The organism is Microcystis aeruginosa FD4, from assembly GCF_009792235.1.
GTDB classification, from domain to species: Bacteria; Cyanobacteriota; Cyanobacteriia; order Cyanobacteriales; family Microcystaceae; genus Microcystis; species Microcystis viridis.
In genome coordinates, this window is record NZ_CP046973.1 from 947,233 (window position 1) to 970,118 (window position 22,886).

The following is a 22,886-nucleotide window of genomic DNA, read 5'->3' on the forward strand; positions in this document are numbered from 1 at the left end:
AAATAATATTCGATTATTTGTCGAGCCTTTCGGTTACTTGAATCGCTTAAAAGCTTGGCTCTGTGTTTTCTTTACTCCTCGATTAATTAACTATTTTTCTTTTCTATATACTCAACTTAATCGATTTATAAATTCTCTGTTGGCATCCGTTTTTCCCTGTCATTTCTGTTTTCCCGTTCCCTAGAGTGACGGAAAAGGGATATTCTGACTGCTGCCTTCCCAAAACGAAAACTTTGTACCGCACCATTAAGATAACTGCTATAGCTTCACACCATAGTTCGGAAACCCGTACCGATCGAGCAGTTGTCAGGGGGCCTTCTATTTCGGTAAATTAGCACTCGGAAGGTAAGAGTGCTAATCTGAAAAAAGCACTTACCAAAATACAAGACAAACGGAGGATATTCCATGGCTGCAGTCAGCATCAACGTAACTACTGTTAAACCCCTAGGCGATCGAGTTTTCGTTAAAGTTAGCCCCAGCGAAGAAAAAACCGCCGGTGGCATTTTCCTTCCCGATGCCGCTAAAGAAAAACCCCAAATCGGAGAAGTCGTGGCCGTCGGCGCTGGCAAACGCAACGATGACGGTAGCCGTACCCCTGTGGAAGTGGGTGTGGGTGACAAAGTTCTCTACTCCAAATATGCCGGAACCGATATCAAACTTGGTGGCGAAGAATACGTTCTCCTCTCCGAAAAAGACATTCTTGCCGCCGTTTCCTAATCATCTACCCTTGAAAACCCCTATTTTGCACGAATAACGAGACATTATGGCTAAATCTATTATCTACAACGAAGATGCTCGTCGCGCCTTAGAAAAAGGCATGGATCTCCTGGCCGAAGCGGTAGCCGTCACCCTTGGCCCCAAAGGTCGTAACGTCGTCCTCGAAAAGAAATTCGGCGCACCCCAAATCGTCAATGATGGCATCACCATCGCTAAAGAAATCGAACTGGAAGACCATATCGAGAACACCGGTGTGGCTTTAATTCGCCAAGCCGCCTCAAAAACCAACGATGTAGCGGGGGATGGTACAACTACCGCCACCGTTCTCGCCCACGCTATCGTTAAAGAAGGTTTACGCAACGTCGCCGCCGGTGCTAACCCCATTTCTCTGAAAAAAGGTATCGATAAAGCTGCCGATTTCCTCGTCAGTCAAATCGCCAAACACTCGAAACCCGTAGAAGATTCCAAAGCGATCGCACAAGTGGGCGCTATCTCTGCTGGTAACGATGATGAAGTCGGTCAAATGATCGCCTCGGCCATGGATAAAGTCGGTAAAGAAGGCGTAATTTCCCTAGAAGAAGGGAAATCGATGACCACCGAACTAGAAATCACCGAAGGGATGCGTTTTGACAAAGGTTATATCTCTCCCTACTTTGTCACCGACACCGAACGCATGGAATGCGTCTTTGAAGATCCCGCTATTCTGATTACCGACAAAAAAATCGGTTTAGTACAGGATTTGGTTCCCATTCTCGAACAAGTGGCCCGTCAAGGTAAACCCCTAGTAATTATCGCTGAAGACATCGAAAAAGAAGCTTTGGCAACCCTAGTGGTTAACCGTCTGCGCGGTGTTCTTAACGTTACTGCGGTGAAAGCTCCTGGATTTGGCGATCGCAGAAAAGCGATGTTAGAAGATATCGCCGTTTTAACCGGTGGTCAAGTCATCAGCGAAGATGCGGGTTTAAAACTGGAAACCACCAAAATTGACAGCTTAGGTACGGCCCGTCGTATCACCATGAACAAAGATACTACCACCATCGTCGCCGAAGGCAACGACGTGGCAGTGAAAACCCGTTGTGAGCAAATTCGCCGTCAAATCGAGGAAACCGATTCTTCCTACGATAAAGAAAAACTGCAAGAACGTCTGGCTAAATTAGCCGGGGGTGTGGCAGTGATTAAAGTCGGTGCCGCTACCGAAACGGAAATGAAAGACCGCAAATTGCGCTTAGAAGACGCGATTAACGCCACTAAAGCAGCCGTAGAAGAAGGTATCGTCCCCGGGGGTGGTACTACTTTAGCTCACCTGGCTCCCCAATTGGAAACTTGGGCAAAAGAAACCCTACACCATGAAGAATTAACCGGCGCTTTAATCGTTTCTCGCGCCATTGCTGCTCCCTTAAAACGGATTGCTGAAAATGCAGGCCAAAACGGTGCAGTGATTGCCGAACGGGTGAAGGAAAAGCCCTTTAATGTCGGTTATAATGCCGCTACCGGTGAGTTCTCCGATATGTTTGAGGCGGGTATCGTTGACCCCGCGAAAGTGACTCGTTCTGCCCTACAAAATGCCGCTTCTATCGCCGGTATGGTTTTAACTACCGAGTGTATTGTGGTGGATAAACCCGAAAAAGAAAAAGCCGCTGCTCCCGCCGGCGGTGGTGACTTCGACTATTAGTAATTAGTCTATTTTTTCTCGACTCGATCGCAATTAAGCGATCGAGTTTTTTTTGATGGAAAAAACGTCACTTCGGGTTAAGGAAAGTACAATTTTATCCCCGGTGCTTTTTCCTTGCGGTAAAATGTTGATAGCTTGATCGGGTATCCCGATTTACAGCCCACCATGGGGAACAAATCTGGATTGTTAACTTATACCACGATGCTACAGCAATTTTTAAAAGCAAATATTAATAAACAGCAATTCTCATTTTGAAATAAATAGAGCATTAACCCCGATTTTGGCAGGGAAAATATAGTACAAAGTAACTATTTTTCAGGAGAGGCGATCACTAAAAAAACAATTGGTTGGACAAATTAAGTATAAATACTCAAGCAATCAAAGAGGTTGGCTGAGAACGAACGGGGTTAATTCAGGAAGATAGTTCTGTTTTTAGAATAGGGAATTCAAGGGAAATAAAAATTTATAATTATTGTCAGCTAAGGTAAAATGGGTGAGTTAGAAATCCACCAGCACGTCAAATTATTCCAAGATGGCTCAAAAAGCGGCAACCCTAGAAATTTCGGAATTAAGGCAATTTTTACGTCAAGAATTACATGATTTACCCGATGAGAGGAAACCTGGAAATAATAGAAAATATCAGGTAGAAGATGCCGTGATGGCTGCATTTTCAGTCTTTTTTACTCAGTCGCCGTCTTTTTTAGACCATCAACGTTTAATGAAAAGCAATAAGGGAAAAGATAAGGCTGAAAGTTTATTTTCAATTGAAAAAATTCCTGGGGATAATCAAATAAGAAATCTGTTAGAGCCAGTGCCAGCCTCTAATGTCTCTAGGACTTTTCAAAAAGTCTATCAATGGTTAAAGGAAAAGGGAGTTTTGAAAAAGTTTCTCTACTTAGATGGAGAAATTTTAGTGGCGTTAGATGGCACAGAATATTTCTCATCCAAGAAAATTCATTGCCCTCATTGTAACTGTCGTAATCATCGAAATGGAACTACAACTTATTTTCACGGCTGTGTCACACCTAGGGTGGTTTCTCCTAAGCAAAAACAAGTAATTAATTTAGAGCCAGAATTCATTAAAAAACAAGATGGGCATCAAAAACAAGACTGTGAAAATGCGGCCGTTAAAAGATGGTTAAATAAGAATCATAAAAATAAGTATGGTTATCCTGTAACTCTTTTAGGAGACGACTTATATTCTCACGAACCTGTTTGTGAATTAGCGGTAAAACAAGGTTATAGTTTTATTTTTGTTTGTTTAGAAACGTCGCATAAAACTTTATATGAATGGCTAGAATTTTTAGAAAAAAGTGGCGAAGTTACGACCGTTGAAAAGAAACAATGGGATGGACGAAAAAATCTAATTTATCGTTATCGTTATGCTTCTAGAGTTCCCTTAAGAGAGGGGGACTCAAGTCTCGAAGTTAATTGGTGTGAAGTGACTGTTATTAATGAGAAAACCCAGAAAACTATCTACCAAAATAATTGGATAACTAATCATAAAATCACGGAAAATAATGTCGAAGAAATTGTCAAAGCTGGGCGCAGCAGATGGAAAGTTGAAAATGAAGGCAAGAACGTTCTTAAAAATCACGGTTATAATTTAGAGCATAACTTTGGTCATGGTCAGAATCATTTGTGCGAGTTCTTATTGTCTTTGAATTTACTAGCTTTTTTATTTCATACCGTTTTGGATTTAGTTAATTACACCTATCAAAAGATTCGTGAGCTATTAGTAACTCGGACTTCTTTCTTTAAAGATATGATATTCGTACCCTATTAAAATTTATTTGGTTTAAGAATTGGTCGGAATTTTTCTCATTTATTCTCACCGAATATGTCCCATTTAAAAAAGTAAATTCTAGTTGAAAATGTCACATCTCTTGAAGGAGAAAAAGAAAGTTGTTTATAAAAAAACTAAAAATTTTGTTAGAATTTCATCTGAATTTATGAGTTGAAATCTATTTTTCATGGACAGAGTTCTTAAAACCTGTCTATCTCCAGCGTTGGATGATAATTATCTGTCAAAAAATAATGCTTCTACACAAGTTCTCTATTTAAATAAGAGAATTTTATCTGATTTTTTTCAAAATGAGAATTGCTGGACTGATCCCGATAAAGTGGAGGAGATAGACATTATTTATCAAGCTTCTCGACGGGCGATCGAACGACAAACCAGCGAGGTATATATATGACAAGTGCCGATGATCTTTTTAAGCAATCCTCTGACAATATCCAACGGTTAGGATGGAAGGAAATCCCCTTTACCGAAAGCCCGATCGATTTAAACAGCGATACCCTCGATCGTGTTTTTACCTGGCGACAAAATGAATTGACGCGGGTGTTTAATCTGTTCCAAAGTCGCGAGCGTCGTCGGATTCTGGTTTCTGGTCGTTTAGGAATCGGCAAAAGTGCTTTTTTACTGGAAGTATTGTCGGTTATACGCCGCAATCGTCCGCAAATGTTGACTACCTATATATCTCTACCCGCAGGTTTAGATATCGCCACTACAGCACTGATCGCCCTCGCTAGAGCGATGCCAAATGACGATTGGGCGCAACGTCAGCTTTATCAGATGGGAATTCCCACCGAAAAACTATTGAAGGAGCGTAGTGCTGAAATTAGCGGTAGTTTAGGAATCGGTGGTAAAATCGGCGAGAAAGATTTACCGCTCACCAAATTTCAATATCCGACTGTGAGCTTCGATACATTGTTAGAGCGGGCGCAAGAAGAATATCCGCAGGGGATTCTGATCGCGATCGATGATCTAGATAAACAAAATCCTGCTGTGGTACGGCAAATGATGCACGACGCGCAGGGAATGTTAAAAGGTCGGGCTTGGTTTATGCTGACGGCCCACCCCATCGGGATGACGGGAGATTTATTAACCAGTGAACGCGGTTTATTTGACTTGCATTTGCCACTAGAAGAACTAGATGCCGATACCACATACCAGATGTTAATTAACTATCTCAAAAGTGCCAGAATTAACAACGATTGTACGGATCCGAAAGATGACAGGTTTGACACTCTGCGCGCTAAAGCGACGCAGATTCTAGCACAGAATTAGACCAAAATCTAATTCTGATGGGCATTGTCAAGATGCCTCTAGTAACTCTGCTCAAATCTAATTTAAGCATTGTCTTTACTTTTCTTAGAATATTTGCGCCGCCGTTACAATCGGCATTGACTAACCAATTATCAGCAGTACGATATAAACCGCGCTTAATTCGTTTTCCTGAAGACTGCCACCCGTCGGGTTTTTCACCATATTTAGGTAGCTCATCATTGTCCAAAAAAGAAGCTTTTGAGGTATAACTTTCTTCCGTCTCAACAAACTTAATGCCGTATTGTTCGCAAAGTTGAACAATTCTGTCCTTAAGTTTAGCTGTGGGAATTTGTACAAAATTTTGATTATTTTTCGCCCCCATATTTGACTCGTTTTTCTGACCTTGATTCCAGCCAAAAACAATAGTACCAATACCATGGATAAGACAATGATTGATTACTATTCTGGCTGCTTTATTAACGGCATCTCTCATTTGTTGATTACGTTTTTCGGTGACATGAGCTAAAGTTCTTGACCAAAATCCTTTAGGTTTTCCTTCTTTCAATGTCGCTATTTGTTTGTTGTACCATTGGTTAACCGATTTAAGATGTTTTCCATCAATAATAAAGCTGGTTTCAATATTAGAAACACAAGTTAACCAATTATTTAATCCGTGATCTATCCCTAGTACCTTGGTTGAGTCAAGATGCGTCGGTAGGCTTTGCCCCTCTTTGAGTTCACAATGTATTTGTTGATAAACAAATTCTGCATAAAGACAAGTATTTCTAGGAACTATTCTGACTTCTTTAATTAATTCCCATTTTAAATTAACAGGAAAAGGCAGAAAAAATTCTGTTAATCCAAACCACGCTCTAACTTGCTCTCCTAGAGGGAACCTTATTTTGCCCTCGATTAACTTTAACCATTTTTTAGGATAAGTAACCGTAAACAATCCTCCGCTTTTACGATACTTCGGGACATTAGGCTTTTGATTTAACTCTCCTTTAATAGACTTTTTTAAAAGTTTCTTAAAAGATTTAAAGGATTCACCAACGTTTAAGCAAGTTTGCTGCATTGACGAAGCATATCCAGCCTTAAAGTGAGGATTAAACTTCATTTCTTTTGTCAGAGCAAATCCAGTAACAATCTTACCCGTCTTCAACCAAATTTGACGAGCATAATAAACAGAACAATTGTATAAACTATTCGACTCACGACATAGATATTCAATAATTGCTCTTGTCTCTTTGTCTGCTTTAATTAAAACCTGCTGGCATCCAAACAATTTAATTTACTCCTGCTAACGGAATAATATTCATGTTAACCTATTGGTTGTCTACTGTCAAGCTATCAACCAGTATATATGAGAAAAGATTCGTTTGGATATAGACACAACAACCATTCGGTAGGGCTTGCAACTATTCACTTAGTTTGGATTCCCAAACGTCGTAAGCCAGTGCTAAGGGGCGACATTAAACTAAGATTAGCAACAATCTTGGAATCGGTTGCATCTGATAAAGGTTGGATTATTAAGGCTAAAGAGATAGCCCCAGATCATGTTCACTTGTTAGTAGAATATGATGAGAAAACAGCTATATCTGAAGTGGTCAAGGCTTTTAAAGGAAGAAGTTCAAGAATGCTAAGAGAAGAATTTCCAGAATTAACAAAACTACCCTCTCTTTGGACAAAAAGCTATTTTTATGACACTTCGGGTAAAGTTAGTACAGCAAAAGTAATGGCTTATATTAATGACCCACATCATGACAGACATTAGGACGGCGGATAAATCCGCTCGCGTCGCTTTTCCGCCCCGTGTTGAAACGACGGGGCTACCAAGCTCCCGTCTTTTTTCGTGTACTTCCCTTTTTACCAGATGCGGCAAGACGTTTTTGCAAGGTTTCTCCTTATCTGTGAACAGTGCCTAGGTTATGATGATGGTGAGGAGAATTCCGGGGAACAAAAAAAGCGCATTTGTCCCAGCCTTGATTTCAGTTAAGCTTTGATTAGAGGTTATTGCAGGAGGGAGTTATTGATACCGAATAGATTCACCGATAGGTATTGCGCTGAAGCTAAGTAGGGAGGCACAATTATTTGTAGGATGGGTTAGCGCACTTCAACATAATCGGGCGTTGGGTTTCATGCTTCAACCGTTCGGCAAAAGCTCACGGCCGAAGCCCAACCTACGTTCATCTTAATATTTAATTCCACCCACCTACTTATCTTGTCCTCGGTTTTTTATCCTCTGATTAATTTCTAAGTTGTACTGCATTCTCCCCATCTCCCCACTTCCCCACTTCCCCACTTCCCCACTTCCCCACTTCCCCACTTCCCCACTTCCCCACTTCCCCACTTCCCCACTTCCCCACTTCCCCACTTCCCCACTTCCCCACTTCCCCACTTCCCCACTTCCCCACTTCCCCACTTCCCCACTTCCCCACTTCCCCACTTCCCCACTTCCCCACTTCCCCACTTCCCCACTTCCCACTTCATAATTCATAATTGATAATTCATAATTCCTCCCAGCTTATGATTCCCCTACAATTAACCCTGAAAAATTTTCTCAGTTATCGCGAGGCAGTGCTGGATTTTCGCGGATTACATACTGCCTGTATTTGTGGTGCCAATGGTGCGGGAAAATCCTCTTTACTCGAAGCAATTACTTGGGCAATTTGGGGAGAAAGTCGCGTCTCGATTGGTGATGATGTGATTCATGCGGGCAGCGATTATGTGCGGGTGGATTTCGAGTTTAGTTATGGGGGAGAAATCTATAAAATTATCCGTAGTCGTCACCGGGGAGGGAAAGCTTCTAGTTTAGATTTTCAGGTGATCGATGATCGAAGTTTTCGTCCTTTATCGGGTAAAAGTATTAAAGATACCCAAGCACAGATTAATACTTATCTAAAAATAGACCATAAAACTTTCATTAATTCTGCTTATTTACGGCAGGGACAAGCGGACGAGTTTATGAAACAGCCTCCCAGTGGTCGTAAACAGATTTTAGCAGAATTATTACAACTCGATCGCTATGAAATTTTAGCGAATAAAGCTAAGGATATATCGAAACAATTTGATGGACAGTCCCTCCAGATCGAGCAGCAATTAGAAACTATCAAATTCCGTCTTCAGGAGAAAAATTCTTATCAAGAAAACCTGCAAGAGTTAAGCAGCCAAATTAACCAAATTAATCAAGAACAAGAGTTAAATAATTGGCGTTTACAGCAACTGCAAGGGGAAGAAAATCAACGTCAGAATTGGGAAAAACAGCTGCATTGGCAAAGAGAACAGGAGCGAGCTTTATTAGCAGAAATTGAGAGATTAGACCGGGAAAAAGTTAGTCTAGACAATCAATTAAATCAAATTAGGACTATTCTTCATCGCAAAAATGACATTATTACCGCACACGAGCGCCTAATCAATTTAGACCAGAAAGAGGCAAGTTTGTCAAGTCAATTGCAAGCTTGGCAACAGGCCCAGTATGATAAACAACAATTAGAACAGAAATTACAGCAAAAAATTAACGAATTTACCCTTCCCATCCAACAAACGAGCGCTCGTTTAGAAGAATTGCGAAGACAGGAACAAGAAACTCAAAAAATTATCGAGCAAGCGGGGGATATTCAAGCAGGATTAGAGAAGTTAAATTATCATCGTCAACGTCTTCAGGAATTGGATAGATTAGCTTTAAAATATGCTCCTTTAAATAGCCGAAAAGCTGATCTAAATATGCAGTTGGAACGGGAAAAAGCTGGAATCAATGCTCGTCGGGAACAACTGCAAAGAAATCGGCAACAATTAGAGACAGAAATCGCTCGTATTCCTCTACTAAGAGAGGAAGCTCTCAATTTAGCCAAACGAATTAAGGAACTAGATAAAAAACAAACCTATTGTGAACGAGTTGAAGAAAAGGAAACTCTTAAACAAGTGGATAAAAAAAGTTTATTGGATCAACAGAAAAGATATGAAGAACAACTTTTAGAGTTAACTGATAAATTGGAAAAATTAAATATTCCCGATTCGGTTTGTCCTCTATGTGAACAGAATTTAGACAGTCATCACCGTCATCAGGTAATCAGGAAAACCCATCAACATCAAGAACAAATTCAAGAGCAAATTTGGTCTTTACAGGAACGGATGGCAGACTGCGATCGAGATTTAAAACGTTTACGGGAGGAATTAGCCCAAATTAAACAAGAATTGCCCGTAAGATCGAATCTACAACAAAAATATGTGCAGTTAGAAGTCAAGTTAGAAACTATTGAAGAAAAGGAAATAGAACTAGAGAAAACCGAGGAGATACTTGTGGAGTTAGAAGCACTTTTAAGTAGTGGCAATTATGCCCTAGAATTACAGCAAGAATTGCAAATTGTCAATCAAGAAATTGCCTTTTTAAACTATGATGAACAAAGTCATGCTTTAGTCAGAGGAGAAGAAAAAAGATGGCGTTGGGCAGAAATTCAAGAATCAGAACTTAAGCAAGCAAACCGTCGTTTTGCTAATATCAAGGCTGAGAAACCTAATTTAATTAATCAATTAGCTAGACTAGAACAAGAGAAGCAAGAACTATGTCAAAATTCCCCACTTAAACAGGAAATTGAACGCTTGGAAAAGTTTATTCAAAACTTAAATTATGATCGCAGTGAACATCAGAATATTCAAAATCTGCTCCGACAATTACAGGGAGTAAGATTACAGTATCAAGACTGGCAACAAGCCGAAAAAAATTATCCAGAAATAGCCGCTAAAATCGCTGACATTGAGCAAAGATTACAGCTGCGAAATCAGGATCGCCAGAAGCTGAATCAGGAGTTAGCAAATATTAGTCAAAAGATTGGTACTTTGACTGACTATCGTCAAGAAATCGCTGCTTTATCGACTAATATTCAACAGCGAAGACAGATAATTGATGGATTGCTCTCCCAAAAAGGTCGGGTTGAGGAGAAGTTACATCAACTAGAAACTTTAGGTAAACAACTGACAGAAAAAGAGAGCGATTTAGCTAAAGTTAAAAAACAATATACAGTTTATAAAGAGTTAGCCATAGCTTTCGGCAAAAATGGTTTACAAACTCTGATGATTGAGAATGTTTTACCAGAGTTAGAAGCACAAACTAATCATATTTTAGCTCGCTTAACTGGTAATCAATTTCATGTGCAGTTTTTAACCCAAAAAAGCGGTAAAGGTACGAAGAAACAGCGACAAAAGTTAATCGATACTTTAGATATTATTATTGGCGATACCCGCGGCTCTCGTCCCTACGAAACCTATTCAGGAGGGGAAGCTTTTCGGATTAATTTCTCGATTCGATTAGCTTTAGCGAGATTATTGGCACAAAGAGCCGGAACAGCCCTACAAATGCTCATTGTTGACGAGGGATTCGGAACTCAGGATGGGGAAGGATGCGATCGCTTAATTGCGGCAATTAACGCTATATCCGCCGATTTTGCCTGTATTTTGACTGTCACCCATATGCCCCAATTTAAAGAAGCTTTTCAACATCGCATCGAAGTCCGCAAAACCGAACAGGGTTCCCAATTGATGTTATTATCCTAGGAAAAATATTGATGTAAATATGGAAAAAATTACGGTTACAGTGAAACTATTTGCTATTTATCAAGAAGTCTATCAAACTTCACAATTAAACCTCGAATTTCCTGCCCACACTTCCGTTACAGAAGTGTTAAACTATATTATAGCCCCCTATCCTCAATTAGAAAGATGGCGCAATGTTACTCGTTTTGGAGTCAATCTTCAGTTTGTTTCGGGAGAGAAAATCCTCAAAAATGGTGATGAGATAGTTTTAATTCCCCCCGTTAGTGGTGGCTAAATGGAGATAGGGAAAATCACAAAAGTTGACTGCCACCTTTTTTACTTTTTCCTTGATATCCCGTGTCTAACTGGCAAATTCCCCCATCGGTAGAGCTTCCCCAAGAGTTTTTAAAAATAGTCCAAGACTACACCCCAGAGTCGGATGGCAGCGTCGTGGCACAAATATTACGGCATCGCGGTGTCCAAGATGGGGCGACTCTGCGGACGTTTCTGGATGAGAAAGCTTATCAGTCAAAAACTCCCTTTGATTTTGGGCAAGAAATGAACTTCGCCGTCAAAAGACTGGAAAAAGCCCTAAATAAAGACGAAAAAGTGACTATTTGGGGTGATTTCGATGCCGATGGTGTCACCGCTACCAGTGTCCTCTGGGAAGGATTAGGGCAGTTTTTCCCAGCTGATCAACAGTTAGATTATTACATACCCGATCGCCAAAAAGAATCCCACGGCCTCAATTGTCCCGGTATCGAGAAACTAGCGCATCAAGGAACCCGTTTAATCGTCACCTGTGACACGGGAAGCACGAATATCGCTGAAATTGACTATGCAAACAGTCTAGGCATCGATATTATCATCACCGATCATCATACCCTACCCGACGAGCGCCCCGAGGTGATTGCCCTGATTAATCCCCGCTATTTTGTGGAAACCCATCCTTTCTATCATCTTTCTGGGGTTGCTGTTGCTTATAAATTAGTGGAAGCGATGTATTTAACCCTGGCAGATATTCCCAGAAAACCCCTAGAAAATTTACTGGATTTAGTTGCGATTGGTTTAATTGCCGATTTAGTCAAATTGACGGGAGAATGTCGTTATTTAGCCCAAAAAGGTCTTCAAAAACTGCAAAATACTCAGCGTTTGGGAGTTAAAAAATTACTCGATTTATGTAACAAAACCGGAGATAGACCGCTGGATATATCCTTCGGTATTGGACCGCGCATTAATGCCGTCAGTCGCATTTATGGTGATGCTAGATTTTGTGTGGAATTACTCACCAGTGAAGATGAAAAACGTTGTCACGAATTAGCTGAACAAGCGGAATTGGCCAATATTCGTCGCCAAGAAATCCAACGGGATATTATTAAACAAGTTCAAAAAAAATTAGAGAGAATTGATCTTTCTACCACTAATGTAATTATTTTAGATGATCCCCAATGGCTGGCGGGAATTTTAGGATTAGTTGCGGGACAAATTGCCCAAGAATACCAGCGACCAACAATTTTATTAAGTACCAGTGAACCACCTTTTGCTAAGGGTTCCGCTCGGTCAATTCGTGAGATCGATCTCTATCAATTAGTATCCTCTCAATCCCATCTTTTACATCGTTTTGGTGGTCATCCTTTGGCCGCGGGTTTAAGTATAACTATAGAAAATTTACCCCTATTTATTGAGGGAATTAATCAACAGTTGCGACGCACAGGAATTGATTTAACTTCCCTTTCTCCCCAGATAGAAGTGGATGCAGTGGTGACGGTTTCCCAATTGGGAAAAAGTCTATTTCGAGAATTAAAATTACTGGAACCCTGCGGGATGGGTAATCCGACACCGAAGCTATTAATCCAAAATTGTTATTTTCAAAATCTTTGGCATAAAAATCTTGCAGATTTAAAAGGCAAAAAAATTGCTTATCCCCGGACAACTTTTGAGATTTGGGATAGTTCAATCGAGCAGGGATTCCCCGGTATGTGGTGGGGTCATCACAAAGAGGAAATCGCTGCCGATACCTGTTATGATGCAGTAGTAGAATTAGATTTTAATACCTACAAAAATCGCTATGAAGTGCGCTTAATTGCCCTGAAAACCTATCAACAAGAATCCCTAAGCTATAGCAATAAAAAAGATTTTTTAATCGACAATCGTAATCGAGAAATTAATCAAGAAGTTAACCAATTAAATCCCCTTTTTCTCTGGGAATGTCCCCGGGATTGGACAAAACTTTCCCGGGAATATCAACAGGCAATTTTACGGGATAAAAAGTTAGTTCTTGCCTATGGTAGTCCTTTGAAAAAATCCGCTCACAGCACATGGATAAACCTTGTGGGGATTGGGAAATATTTAGCTAGAACTAAAACCAGTATTTCCCGTCAACAATTACAAAACCGCTTAAACCTCAGTTATCATACCCTAGAATTAGGATTAATTTCCTTAGCAGAAAATGGCTTTAAAGTCAATAAAAATCAAGAAAATTTATCCTTTGAATTAGTCAATCATGAGGCAAAAATTAATAAGATTGAGCATTTTCTGGAAGCGGTGGCCCTAGAAAACTTTCTCCAGCAATACTTTGCTACTGTTCCCCTAGAAATTCTGCAAACAATTCTTAATCACGAAGACTCGATCGATTTCTAATACTAAATCCGTTGAGTATATTATAACCCTTATTTACTGATGACTGATTACTGATAACTGATTACTGATAACTGATTACTGATAACTGATAACTGATAACTGATTACTGATTACTGATTACTCCTTGACCGAAGAATTTCGGGGGTTTTGCTAGGGTATAAACTTCCGTATTTTGCGCGATTGCTTGACGAATATAGAGAGGAGTTTGTAACATTCCGAGCAAACTCATGCCATCAATTAAACGTAATCCTCCCGTAGTTGTATCACTGATTAATTCATCCACCACATCGGGATCGGGACGAGTATTTAAAGGATGATTAGCACAGAGAGTAAAACCCCAAGGGGAACCATAACTAGGAGTGGGAGCGCAATAGGAATGAACATAGGGAAAAACTGCTTTTAAAGTATTCACCAAACGCGCATGATACATCACCGAAGGAGGAGAAACCGGGCCAGATTGGACAACAACAATGCCATTTTCGGCCAAAACTCTTTGCAGTTTTTCAAAGTATTCTTTAGTGAATAGGGGGAAAGAAGGACCCTCTCCGATGGGATCAACCAGATCGGAGATAATAATATCCCATTGATCGTTAGTGGTGTCTAAAACTTCTAAAGCATCAGCGACAACTAACTGAAAACGAGGATCATCAAAAGTGCCTTGGTGCATTTCGGGAAGATGTTCCTTACAAGCTGCTACCACATCCCCATCGATATCGATCATCATCACTTTTTCGATTGTTTTCCAACGCAATAATTCCCGCGTTGTCGCACCTTCACCACCTCCCAGAATTAAAGCAGTTTTTGGTTCTTGGTGGGCAATCATTGCCGGTTGCACTAATGCTTCATGATAAATAAATTCATCCCCCGTACAAGATTGCCATTTGCCATCCAGTACCAAGGCTTTTCCATAGGCCCCCGATTCAACAATATACATCTCCTGAAAAGCGGTTTTTTTGTAGGCTAAAATCTGCGAAACCCCATGACTATAAATGTCCCAGGGGGTAATATATTCGTTAACCCATAGATCCGCTTTTAGTTCACTTCCTGCCATAACTAATCCTCCTTGGGGTGAAAAAGGCACGATCTATTATTATACGACAATTGACAAAATTCGCTCGATAACCTGAAATCATCTCCCGGTCATCCCGAAGCTGTCGATAATCGATCGCTGAAAAACGGTAAGCTAGAAAAGATTAGCTTCTAGTAAACTTCTAGCCACTAACCTATGACCAAAAACGAGACTACCGAGAAAAAGATTTTTCTCTTAGATTTTGAGAAACCCCTCTACGAATTAGAATCCCGCATCGAACAGATTAAAGAATTAGCCCAAGAAAATGGCGTGGATGTCTCGGAACAAATTAGTCAACTAGACGAACGAGCTAATCAATTACGTCGTGAAATTTTTAGCAATCTCACCCCTTCCCAAAGGCTACAATTAGCTCGTCATCCCCGGCGCCCCAGTACCCTAGACTATATTCAAGCAATCACCGATGAATGGTTCGAGTTACACGGTGATCGCGGTGGTTACGACGATCCCGCTCTTGTGGGGGGTGTTGCCCGTTTTAACGGTCGTCCCGTGGTGATTATCGGGCATCAAAAAGGCCGGGATACTAAGGATAATGTGGCTAGAAATTTCGGCATGGCTGCCCCCGGTGGTTATCGTAAAGCCATGCGTTTAATGGAACACGCCCATCAGTTTAATCAGCCAATTTTAACCTTTATTGACACCCCTGGCGCCTGGGCGGGGGTAGAAGCGGAAAAATTAGGTCAAGGGCAAGCGATCGCCTATAATCTCCGGGAAATGTTCCGTTTAGATGTGCCGATCATTTGTACTGTTATCGGCGAAGGTGGTTCCGGCGGTGCTTTGGGCATTGGTGTCGGTGATCGCCTGTTAATGTTAGAGCATTCTGTCTATACCGTGGCGACTCCCGAAGCTTGTGCCGCCATTCTCTGGAAAGATGCCAAAAAATCGGATAAAGCAGCAGTTGCCCTCAAAATTACCTCAAAAGATTTAAAAGAGTTAAATATTATCGATCAGATCGTTCCTGAACCCTCCAGAGGGGCCCATGCTGATCCGATTAAAGCGGCAGCCAATTTAAAAGCCGCTATTAGTGACAATTTAGAGGCTTTATCTTTGTTAACTCCCCAACAACGGCGCGAATCTCGTTATCAAAAATTCCGCAATTTAGGCGTATTTTTAGAAGCTACAGCTTAATCAGTGAGCAGTGATCAGTTAAGTATCTAAGCACAATTAATTACACATCTAAGCCACTACTCCGTCAGACTGCTGCTGTGATCAGTAAACAGTGAACTGAAAACTCAAATCCGATCCCTAATAGCTGTCTTGTGAGTCTTGTGAGTCTTGTGAGTCTGCTGTCTCGACTAGGAAATTAATTTTGCACGACTACTTATCAGTTATCAGATGTGAGTTGTCAGTTCACAAGGGCCGAATCTAAAACCTAATTGGTTAAGCTAAAAGCTTTGATGTACTTAGGGTCTGCTGAATATCAGTAGAAGCTTTGCTAGAAAAGGGTTTTGCGCTTTTTTTAGCCAAAAAAGTCCCCAAACCGTTTTCTAGTAAGGCTTCCAGTAATTTTCAGCCAGCCCTAACTAGGCTTTAGCCAAAGAAAGGATTATCATTGAACATTTGACACTCTCCGCCCTAAAAGTGCGGAGATTCTTGGGCTGAATCCTGCCTCTACTAGCAAAGCTAATTTTGGTCTTACAGCTTCATGTCTAGTCCGACTACACCTACAAGGCAAGCACTCTTAGGGACTACTCCCCAAGCGTAAATTCGGGTATGCCCTACCCTATTTAATTTTTTTGCTCTCCCACCTATGCCGTACTTTTTTTTGATTAGAGCAGTGAGGTATTGGGGCAACCCGAAATGGGTTGGTGACACTAGCCTTTGTCCAACGGTCAGTTCGCGTGTCACGACTACACATCTGATTTTCCGCTTACCAATCAGTTTAACACAAAGCCGTCCTAAAAGGACGGGGTTTTAACCCAAATTTTCGATAAATAGGGTCTGCTGAAAAAGTTTTTCGTGGGGACAGGGTGTGGGGTGTGGGGTGTAGGTTTTTACCGATTTTGAGGGGGTCAGTTACCTAATTTTCAGGGAAAAAGTCCCGGAATTTTCCCCCCGATCACTCCAAGGGTTGGCACTTTTTGAGGTCAAAAAAGTCTAAAAGTCTTATCCAACAAGGTTTTTAGATTTATTCAGCAACCCCTATATAGTCAAGAGAATCTTCAACTAATTCAACATCTAAAATGGATAAGTAGAGTTCCCATGACGATAAAAAGAGCCAAAGAATTAGTCCAAAATGCAGAAATGGAAGAAATAGATGCCAAGGAAAGAGAAAAAAGGGCAGAGCTAAATTTAGAAGGATATACCTGGAAAGAAGAAAAAGTGACTTATGGAGGAATCCAAGAAATCTGGCTAATAGTACCCAGTGAAAAAAGACAAATAAGTGACTTAAAAAAACTAGAAAAGAACCTTAAAAAAGCAAAAGACAAAGGAAGGGGAGAGAATTCTCAAGAGCTTGCAGAAAGAATAGTTGAAAAATCCCCAACAAGCCCGATATAAATTAAGAGCAATTAATCAAAAACTAAACCTCGTTAAAATCCGAGAAATTGACCTAATTGCCAGTCAATCAAAAGACCATAAAACGATTGATAAAATTAGCGGCGTAGGGCAAGCAAAAACTGAAGAGATAGTCAGAAGAAGAAAGGAAGCAGGCAGATTTATTTTAGCAACTAACTTAGTTGATGAAGAAGACAAATTAGACCCAGCCGAAATGGTGACAACTTATAAAAATCAACAGTCTTGTGAAAGAGGATTTAGATTTTTGAAAGACCCTTGATTTTTTGCGGATAGTTTCTTTGTTGAAAAAACGGAAAGAATCGAGACAATGTTATTCTTGATGTCTTTCTGCTTGTTAACTTCGAGCTGCCCTTTGAGGGTAAATTATCCCAAGACAATCGTTGGGTAATTATGGCCAACCTCATTCCCTGGTCAGAATTTGAAGCGGAATACGCATCACTTTTTTCAGAAGAAATGGGCGCACCCGCCAAAACATTTAGGATAGCATTGGTAGCATTAATTATTAAAGAAAAATTAGGAACAAGCGATAGAGAAACGGTAGAACAAATCAAAGAAAATCCTTATTTACAATACTTCTTGGGCAGAAGTGTTGAACGTTGAGAAAAGTCAGACAAAAATGCTATTATAGATAGAATCTAGACAACTTATTCCCCTCACAATAGGGAGTTTGCCCTGATGACGAATTTCTCAAAACTCATAAAAGAGCTTCTCAAACCACTGCCTAAAAATAACTCCCCCGCTTTAGACACTTTTACATTTTTGTCCTGTTGGATTGGTTTTGCTTTAGATAAAAGCATCGTCAGTATGAGGGACTTATGCAGTCGAATGGTACTTCAAGGAATTAATGTAAATTTATCCACATTTTCTAAGGCAAGCAAAATTAGAGAAACAAGTGCGTTTGAGAAAGTCATTCGTCGAATTAAATAAACGTTTAGTTGCCAAAAAAGGAATAGAGAATGCCCGAGCTTTATTTCCCATTGACTAAACAATAATTAGCTTAACCAGTAAACTACTATGGTCGCAAGGATGGCATCAAGTAAAACTATTCTCTGGTCTTAATAGTATCACAACAGAGGTGGTCGGAATCCTCATCCATTTTGGTCAAGGTCATGACTCGCTCATAAGGAGGAAAAACGATAGAAGCAATTCCTGTAAATGGATTTGGCGTAATGGATAGAGGATTTGCTTCTAATCAAAGAATCACCGAATTATTAGAGAGTAGTGACCAGCATTTTGTCTGGAGAGTGAAAAATAATATTAGCCTAGAGATGCTCGAAAATGGCCAGTGTAAACTCGGAAAAGATAAAAGACAAATAGAAGTAAGAGTAGCCGCTTTTTGCGACCTAGAAAGTTAAACAGAATTTCGGCTGGCGACCGATTTACCTCTAGAAGGGGCAGTTAGCAATGAAGAAGTTGCCGAAATTTACATCCAAAGATGGCAAATAGAACTGCTGTGGAAATTTTTAAAAATGCCTCTAAAGTTGGATAATCTAATCACTAAAAACGAGAACGGAATCCGCCTACAGATCTATAGCTGCATTATCGCTTATCTGATTCTACAGCTAATAGATATTGAAGAAGGATTTGGGAAAAGCTTATTAGACAAACTGCGCTATTTACAGAGTTTCATGTGTCAACATATTAGCTATGTACACTGGTTCCGGAGGATTGTCTATTCAACTTAAAATTTGATGTTATAGGGGTATTATGCTTGTCAATGTAAAGTTTTATTACAGGATTCAACGTTTCTGCTTCTTGGGGTTTTCAGCTTACAGCAATGAACCCCAGTTTGAAGCGTCAATGTTGGTTCACTTTCGAGAAAGAATCACTCTGGAACTAATTAATAAAGTGAATCGCTTTATGGTCAAAAATGCGAGAGAAATAAAGGGAGAAGAAAACACCGCAAAAAAGTTAGAAAGTGAAACCCAAAGTCAACCCGAAAATCGAGGCAAATTAATTTTAGATGCAAGTTGTGCCCCCGCAGATATTAGTTATCCTACGGATTTAAACCTGTTAAATTAAGGAAGAAAACAAACCGAAAAAAATTATTGATATTCTCTATGAAACTTTAAAAGGAAAACTTGTTCACAAACCGAGAACCTATCGTCTTCTAGCCAGAAAAAGTTATTGAGAAGTAGCGAAAAAAAGAAAACCTACCGCCAAACAAAGACGATAGGTTCCCTGAAAAAACAACTGCAATATCTGAAAAGAAATCTCGACCATATTGAACAACTTTTAGCAGAAGTAGCCTCTCTACAAAGCTTGAAAAAAAGAGACTATAAACTGTTGTTAGTAGTCACAGAAGTTGCTCGCCAACAACTCTGGATGTACCAAAATAACAAACAGAGTATTGAAGACAGAGTTGTCAGCTTAACTCAACCCCACATCCGTCCGATAGTCAGAGTAAAAGCTGGAAACCCCGGAGAATTTGGGGCAAAATTCTCAGCAAGCTGTATAGATGGTTACATATTTTTAGACCGGATTAGTTGGGATAACTTTAATGAATCAGGAGATTTAAAAGCACAAATAGAAGCTTATTATGACTATACAGGATACTATCCAGAATCAGTTCATGTGGACAAAATTTATCGAACCAGAGAAAACCGAGCTTGGTGTAAAGAAAGGGGAATCAGAATCAGTAGTCCCCCATTAGGAAGACCAGCCAAAAATGTTAGTAAAGAACAAAAGAAACAAGCTACCGATGATGAGAGGATTCGGAATTGTATAGAGGGCAAATTTGGACAAGGGAAAAGAAGATTTAGTTTAGGTAAAGTGAGGGCTAAACTTCCTCATACTTCCTTTTCAGCGATTGCTATTACTTTTTTAGTCATGAATCTTTCTAACCTGTTGAGGCAGGTTTTTTGGGCTTTTTTATGTCTGAAATGGAAAAACAGCACTTTTTCTCGGTCAATGATTAGGATAAGTTATAACTTAGAAATTAATAAACAACGAAAGCTTATGCTTGTAGCTAAGTGAAATCATTGATTAAGAGACCTGTACTTTTCAATAACTTTTTGCCGCAAACCCTACTTAGGGACTTCCAAAAAATAAACTATTCATTCTCAAGAATAATAATCATTCTCGGAGTGTAGGAGGTAGGGGTCGATGGTTGCCTCCTCCTTCCAATTTTGTAGTAGAATTAATCCTGTACATTATTAATCAAGTTTTTCTTTGTAAGTGTATATGGAATTAACTGATTCCCTCAAGAAATTGCTCAGTGAAACTGCACTTCAATTAAAAGGTGCAGCTAAAAGAAGATTCATGGCCCAAACAGTCTTAGAATTAGGCTATGGGGGACAAACCCTTGCTGCACAGGAGTTAGGCTGGAATCTAACTACTATTCGTCAAGGAATTAAAGAACTAAAAAGAGGTATTATTTGTGTTGATAATCATTCAGCTAAGGGGCGGAAAAAAGCAGAAGAACATTTACCTTTTCTATTGGAAAACATCAAAAATTTAGTGGATTCTCAAAGCCAAACTGACCCAAGTTTTAAAAGCCAAAGGCTTTATGTGAGACTGAGTGCGGCCGAAGTCCGAAAGCAATTAATCTCTAAATATGGGTACAGTGATGAGGATTTACCGAGCGAGGAAACTATTCGGGTTAAATTAAATAACTTAGGTTATCGTCTGAAAAGAGTCGCTAAAGTTTTACCTCAAAAAAAATTCCAGAAACCGAGGCAATCTTTGAGGAATTAGCTAACATTAATCGGGAAGCGGATGAAGACCCTACGATGTTACGTCTTAGTTTAGATGCCAAAGCCCGTGTTAATATTGGACTGTTGGATCGAGGAGGTAAAAATAGAATAACTGTCGAAACAAACGATCATGATTTTAATCCGAAAACAACCCTAACCCCTTACGGAATATTTATTCCAGAATTTGATGAGTTGTTTTTGTATTTCACTGCCTCCACAGTCACCCGTGACTTTATTGTTGATATATTAGAAGATTTCTGGGAGTCGGAAAAATCTCGTTTTGAGAAAATTAAAACTTTGATAATTAATCAAGATAATGGCCCAGAAAATAATTCGAGACGAACTCAGTTCATGAAACGTATAGTTGAGTTTTCCCAAAAATATCAAGTTAATATACGTTTAGCTTACTATCCCCCCTACCATAGTAAATATAATCCTATTGAACGAACCTGGGCTGTGTTAGAAAACCCTTGGAATGGGAGTATTTTAGATGAAATCGAAACCGCTTTGAAATTCGCCCAAACTATGACTTGGAAAGGAAAACACCCGATTGTTAAGTTGATTACTGAAACTTATGAAAAAGGAGTAAAGCTTACTAAAAAAGCCAGGGAAAAAATCGAAGAAAAAAATCGAACGTCTCACAGAATCAACGAATCAAGACTTTCCCGATTTGGGACAATGGTTTATTGATATCTATTATGATAAGACCTAGTTTGTAGTTAACTAAGATGGTTAGCTAAAAACTGTCTTTGATTCTTTAACTTGTCCTTGTTATACTCGAAAAAGCTCGGAAGTATAAGAGTTTGTGCTGCCTATTTTTTCGGAAAAATAGCTTGTAATGGGAGATTCTTTGTTTTCCTAGACAAAAATAATTACTTTTTCAAAAAAACACTTTTCTATTTTTTTGTTGGGTATTTTATTCTCTGGAAGTCCCTTATCAAGATTAGGGATTGCAAAAAAGCTATCACCACCTATGTCTAATGGACCACCTCTCCAACTAATATCAAGAACTGTGAGGCTATCGGTATCTACTTGGGCTTGTAGAATAGCCGCTTGAACAGGTTCAGCTAATACTCCTACACCAGCAATAATACCAATTACCGCAGTTTTAGGGACAAGAGACTTAGTGACTTGATTTGGCAACATATTCATTATCAGTAACATCAAGATAGGTTAAGTACGATCGCCCCCCTCGCAGCTAGGTCAAGCAGCAGCCCCACCCAACACCAAAGACGGAATAACAAAACAATACACACTACCCCCCCCCCGCACAGTATCCTAAGCTACAATTTAATAAATATTTACATTTCTCTCCCTGGCAGCTATCCACCCCGGACAATAGCGACATCCCCTCCTTCCGCCTGGAAACGCCTCCTCAACGCCCAGATGATTTCGGAAGTTAGAGGACAACCAGAATAAGGACCAATATCAACTGACGGGACTCAACTGCCCCAATTCGACGCTCACCGCATCAAAGCGATTGTCCCCGGGACGATAGGAGAGAATTTCCAAGCCAATCGGCTCGCCACTGGTGGAATCCTTAATCAAAATCACCCCATCCCCCAGTTCAGTACAAATCTGCTCCTTTCTGGGTTCCTGCCAGAAGACAGTCAGTAATTCCGTTTCCGGTTCATAGAAAACTTTTACTTGAGCCATAGCGTTTCCCCTTCTTTAATCCCATCGGTTTGGTAGGCAGTAATCAAGAACCCATCTCCATTTAAACGCCGAGCCACTGCCACAACCCAACGTTTTTCCCGTCGCTGGCGATAGAATAGCAGTACCCCAGCATCGCCGCTACTGCGTCGGATTTCATCCGGTGAAGCTAGGGTAAGGGTCACTAATTCCCCCAACTCCTCAAGGTCAGGATGTTTGCCTATTAGCCTCTGCCAATAACCTTCTGAAGTTCTAACTGTAAATCCCAACGGGGTAACAATTTCAAATTTCATTCCTCTAAGCAGAATTCACGCCACCTCAAGT

The 22,886-nt window shown here is 40.1% G+C and carries 16 protein-coding genes and 5 pseudogenes; 15 read left to right on the forward strand and 6 right to left on the reverse strand.

All coding sequences use genetic code 11. From position 1 onward, the window contains the following. Positions 1 to 405 precede the first annotated feature (405 nt). The 5 genes from groES to GQR42_RS04915 all read left to right on the forward strand — a co-directional run bounded on the left by groES (position 406) and on the right by GQR42_RS04915 (position 5,462). A complete protein-coding gene (gene groES, locus GQR42_RS04895) occupies positions 406 to 717 on the forward strand; it encodes a co-chaperone GroES (protein WP_158199122.1) in 312 nt (103 codons plus the stop codon). Positions 718 to 763: 46 nt separating this feature from the next. Continuing rightward, on the forward strand, positions 764 to 2,389 hold the full coding sequence (gene groL, locus GQR42_RS04900; protein ID WP_158199123.1) for a chaperonin GroEL: 1,626 nt from the start codon (positions 764 to 766) through the stop codon (positions 2,387 to 2,389). Positions 2,390 to 2,921: 532 nt separating this feature from the next. After that, a complete protein-coding gene (locus tag GQR42_RS04905) occupies positions 2,922 to 4,175 on the forward strand; it encodes an ISNCY family transposase (RefSeq protein ID WP_158199124.1) in 1,254 nt (417 codons plus the stop codon). A gap of 187 nt (positions 4,176 to 4,362) precedes the next feature. After that, the gene (locus tag GQR42_RS28335; RefSeq protein WP_233271271.1) at positions 4,363 to 4,587 is read left to right on the forward strand and encodes a hypothetical protein; all 225 of its coding nucleotides are present in this window, start codon (positions 4,363 to 4,365) and stop codon (positions 4,585 to 4,587) included. Further along, on the forward strand, positions 4,584 to 5,462 hold the full coding sequence (locus tag GQR42_RS04915; protein WP_233271272.1) for a hypothetical protein: 879 nt from the start codon (positions 4,584 to 4,586) through the stop codon (positions 5,460 to 5,462). The genes GQR42_RS28335 and GQR42_RS04915 overlap by 4 nt, the downstream gene beginning before the upstream one ends. On the opposite strand, the gene GQR42_RS04920 is transcribed toward GQR42_RS04915, so the two are convergent. Continuing rightward, entirely contained in the window at positions 5,431 to 6,726 is a 1,296-nt protein-coding gene (locus tag GQR42_RS04920) for an RNA-guided endonuclease InsQ/TnpB family protein (RefSeq protein WP_158199125.1), read from the reverse strand. The two genes, GQR42_RS04915 and GQR42_RS04920, sit on opposite strands and share 32 nt — an antisense overlap. A gap of 78 nt (positions 6,727 to 6,804) precedes the next feature. Between GQR42_RS04920 and tnpA the strand changes: the two genes are divergently transcribed. Next, a complete protein-coding gene (tnpA, locus tag GQR42_RS04925; RefSeq protein WP_158199126.1) occupies positions 6,805 to 7,215 on the forward strand; it encodes an IS200/IS605 family transposase in 411 nt (136 codons plus the stop codon). A gap of 438 nt (positions 7,216 to 7,653) precedes the next feature. Here tnpA and GQR42_RS04930 read toward each other — a convergent pair whose 3' ends face one another. After that, positions 7,654 to 7,938 (reverse strand): hypothetical protein, encoded by a 285-nt coding sequence (locus GQR42_RS04930; RefSeq protein ID WP_233271273.1) that lies wholly within the window; start codon positions 7,936 to 7,938, stop codon positions 7,654 to 7,656. Between the two features lie 29 nt (positions 7,939 to 7,967). Between GQR42_RS04930 and sbcC the strand changes: the two genes are divergently transcribed. The 3 genes from sbcC to recJ all read left to right on the forward strand — a co-directional run bounded on the left by sbcC (position 7,968) and on the right by recJ (position 13,610). Further along, complete coding sequence (gene sbcC, locus GQR42_RS04935) at positions 7,968 to 10,991, forward strand: exonuclease subunit SbcC (protein WP_158199127.1); 3,024 nt, start codon at positions 7,968 to 7,970, stop codon at positions 10,989 to 10,991. A gap of 19 nt (positions 10,992 to 11,010) precedes the next feature. Next, positions 11,011 to 11,265: a MoaD/ThiS family protein gene (locus GQR42_RS04940; protein ID WP_158199128.1), complete on the forward strand. Its 255-nt coding sequence runs from the start codon at positions 11,011 to 11,013 to the stop codon at positions 11,263 to 11,265. Between the two features lie 62 nt (positions 11,266 to 11,327). Continuing rightward, positions 11,328 to 13,610, forward strand: coding sequence for a single-stranded-DNA-specific exonuclease RecJ (gene recJ, locus GQR42_RS04945; RefSeq protein ID WP_158199129.1), 2,283 nt, complete (start codon positions 11,328 to 11,330; stop codon positions 13,608 to 13,610). Positions 13,611 to 13,713: 103 nt separating this feature from the next. On the opposite strand, the gene GQR42_RS04950 is transcribed toward recJ, so the two are convergent. Further along, a complete protein-coding gene (locus GQR42_RS04950) occupies positions 13,714 to 14,661 on the reverse strand; it encodes a fused MFS/spermidine synthase (protein ID WP_158199130.1) in 948 nt (315 codons plus the stop codon). A gap of 174 nt (positions 14,662 to 14,835) precedes the next feature. Here GQR42_RS04950 and accA point away from each other — a divergent pair, with 174 nt between their 5' ends. From accA to GQR42_RS04980, 6 genes and pseudogenes are all read left to right on the forward strand, one after another. Next, positions 14,836 to 15,825 (forward strand): acetyl-CoA carboxylase carboxyl transferase subunit alpha, encoded by a 990-nt coding sequence (accA, locus tag GQR42_RS04955; RefSeq protein WP_158199131.1) that lies wholly within the window; start codon positions 14,836 to 14,838, stop codon positions 15,823 to 15,825. 1,014 nt (positions 15,826 to 16,839) lie between these two features. Beyond that, positions 16,840 to 17,551: pseudogene (locus GQR42_RS28340) on the forward strand (IS1634 family transposase); the annotation flags it as partial. After that, positions 17,527 to 17,796 (forward strand): annotated as a pseudogene (locus tag GQR42_RS04965) (transposase); the annotation flags it as partial. The pseudogenes GQR42_RS28340 and GQR42_RS04965, both read left to right, overlap by 25 nt. A 90-nt stretch (positions 17,797 to 17,886) precedes the next feature. Beyond that, positions 17,887 to 18,899 (forward strand): annotated as a pseudogene (locus GQR42_RS04970) (IS4 family transposase). Positions 18,900 to 18,966: 67 nt separating this feature from the next. Further along, positions 18,967 to 20,190 (forward strand): annotated as a pseudogene (locus tag GQR42_RS04975) (IS5 family transposase); the annotation flags it as partial. Between the two features lie 207 nt (positions 20,191 to 20,397). Beyond that, a pseudogene (locus GQR42_RS04980) lies at positions 20,398 to 21,621 on the forward strand (ISAzo13-like element ISMae28 family transposase). A gap of 146 nt (positions 21,622 to 21,767) precedes the next feature. Here GQR42_RS04980 and GQR42_RS04985 read toward each other — a convergent pair. The 3 genes from GQR42_RS04985 to GQR42_RS04995 all read right to left on the reverse strand — a co-directional run bounded on the left by GQR42_RS04985 (position 21,768) and on the right by GQR42_RS04995 (position 22,855). Next, on the reverse strand, positions 21,768 to 22,055 hold the full coding sequence (locus tag GQR42_RS04985) for a hypothetical protein (protein WP_158199132.1): 288 nt from the start codon (positions 22,053 to 22,055) through the stop codon (positions 21,768 to 21,770). A 282-nt stretch (positions 22,056 to 22,337) separates the two neighbouring features. After that, entirely contained in the window at positions 22,338 to 22,565 is a 228-nt protein-coding gene (locus GQR42_RS04990; protein WP_158199133.1) for a hypothetical protein, read from the reverse strand. Then, positions 22,553 to 22,855, reverse strand: coding sequence for a hypothetical protein (locus tag GQR42_RS04995; protein ID WP_158199134.1), 303 nt, complete (start codon positions 22,853 to 22,855; stop codon positions 22,553 to 22,555). Before GQR42_RS04995 ends, GQR42_RS04990 begins: the two co-directional genes overlap by 13 nt. Positions 22,856 to 22,886 lie beyond the last annotated feature (31 nt).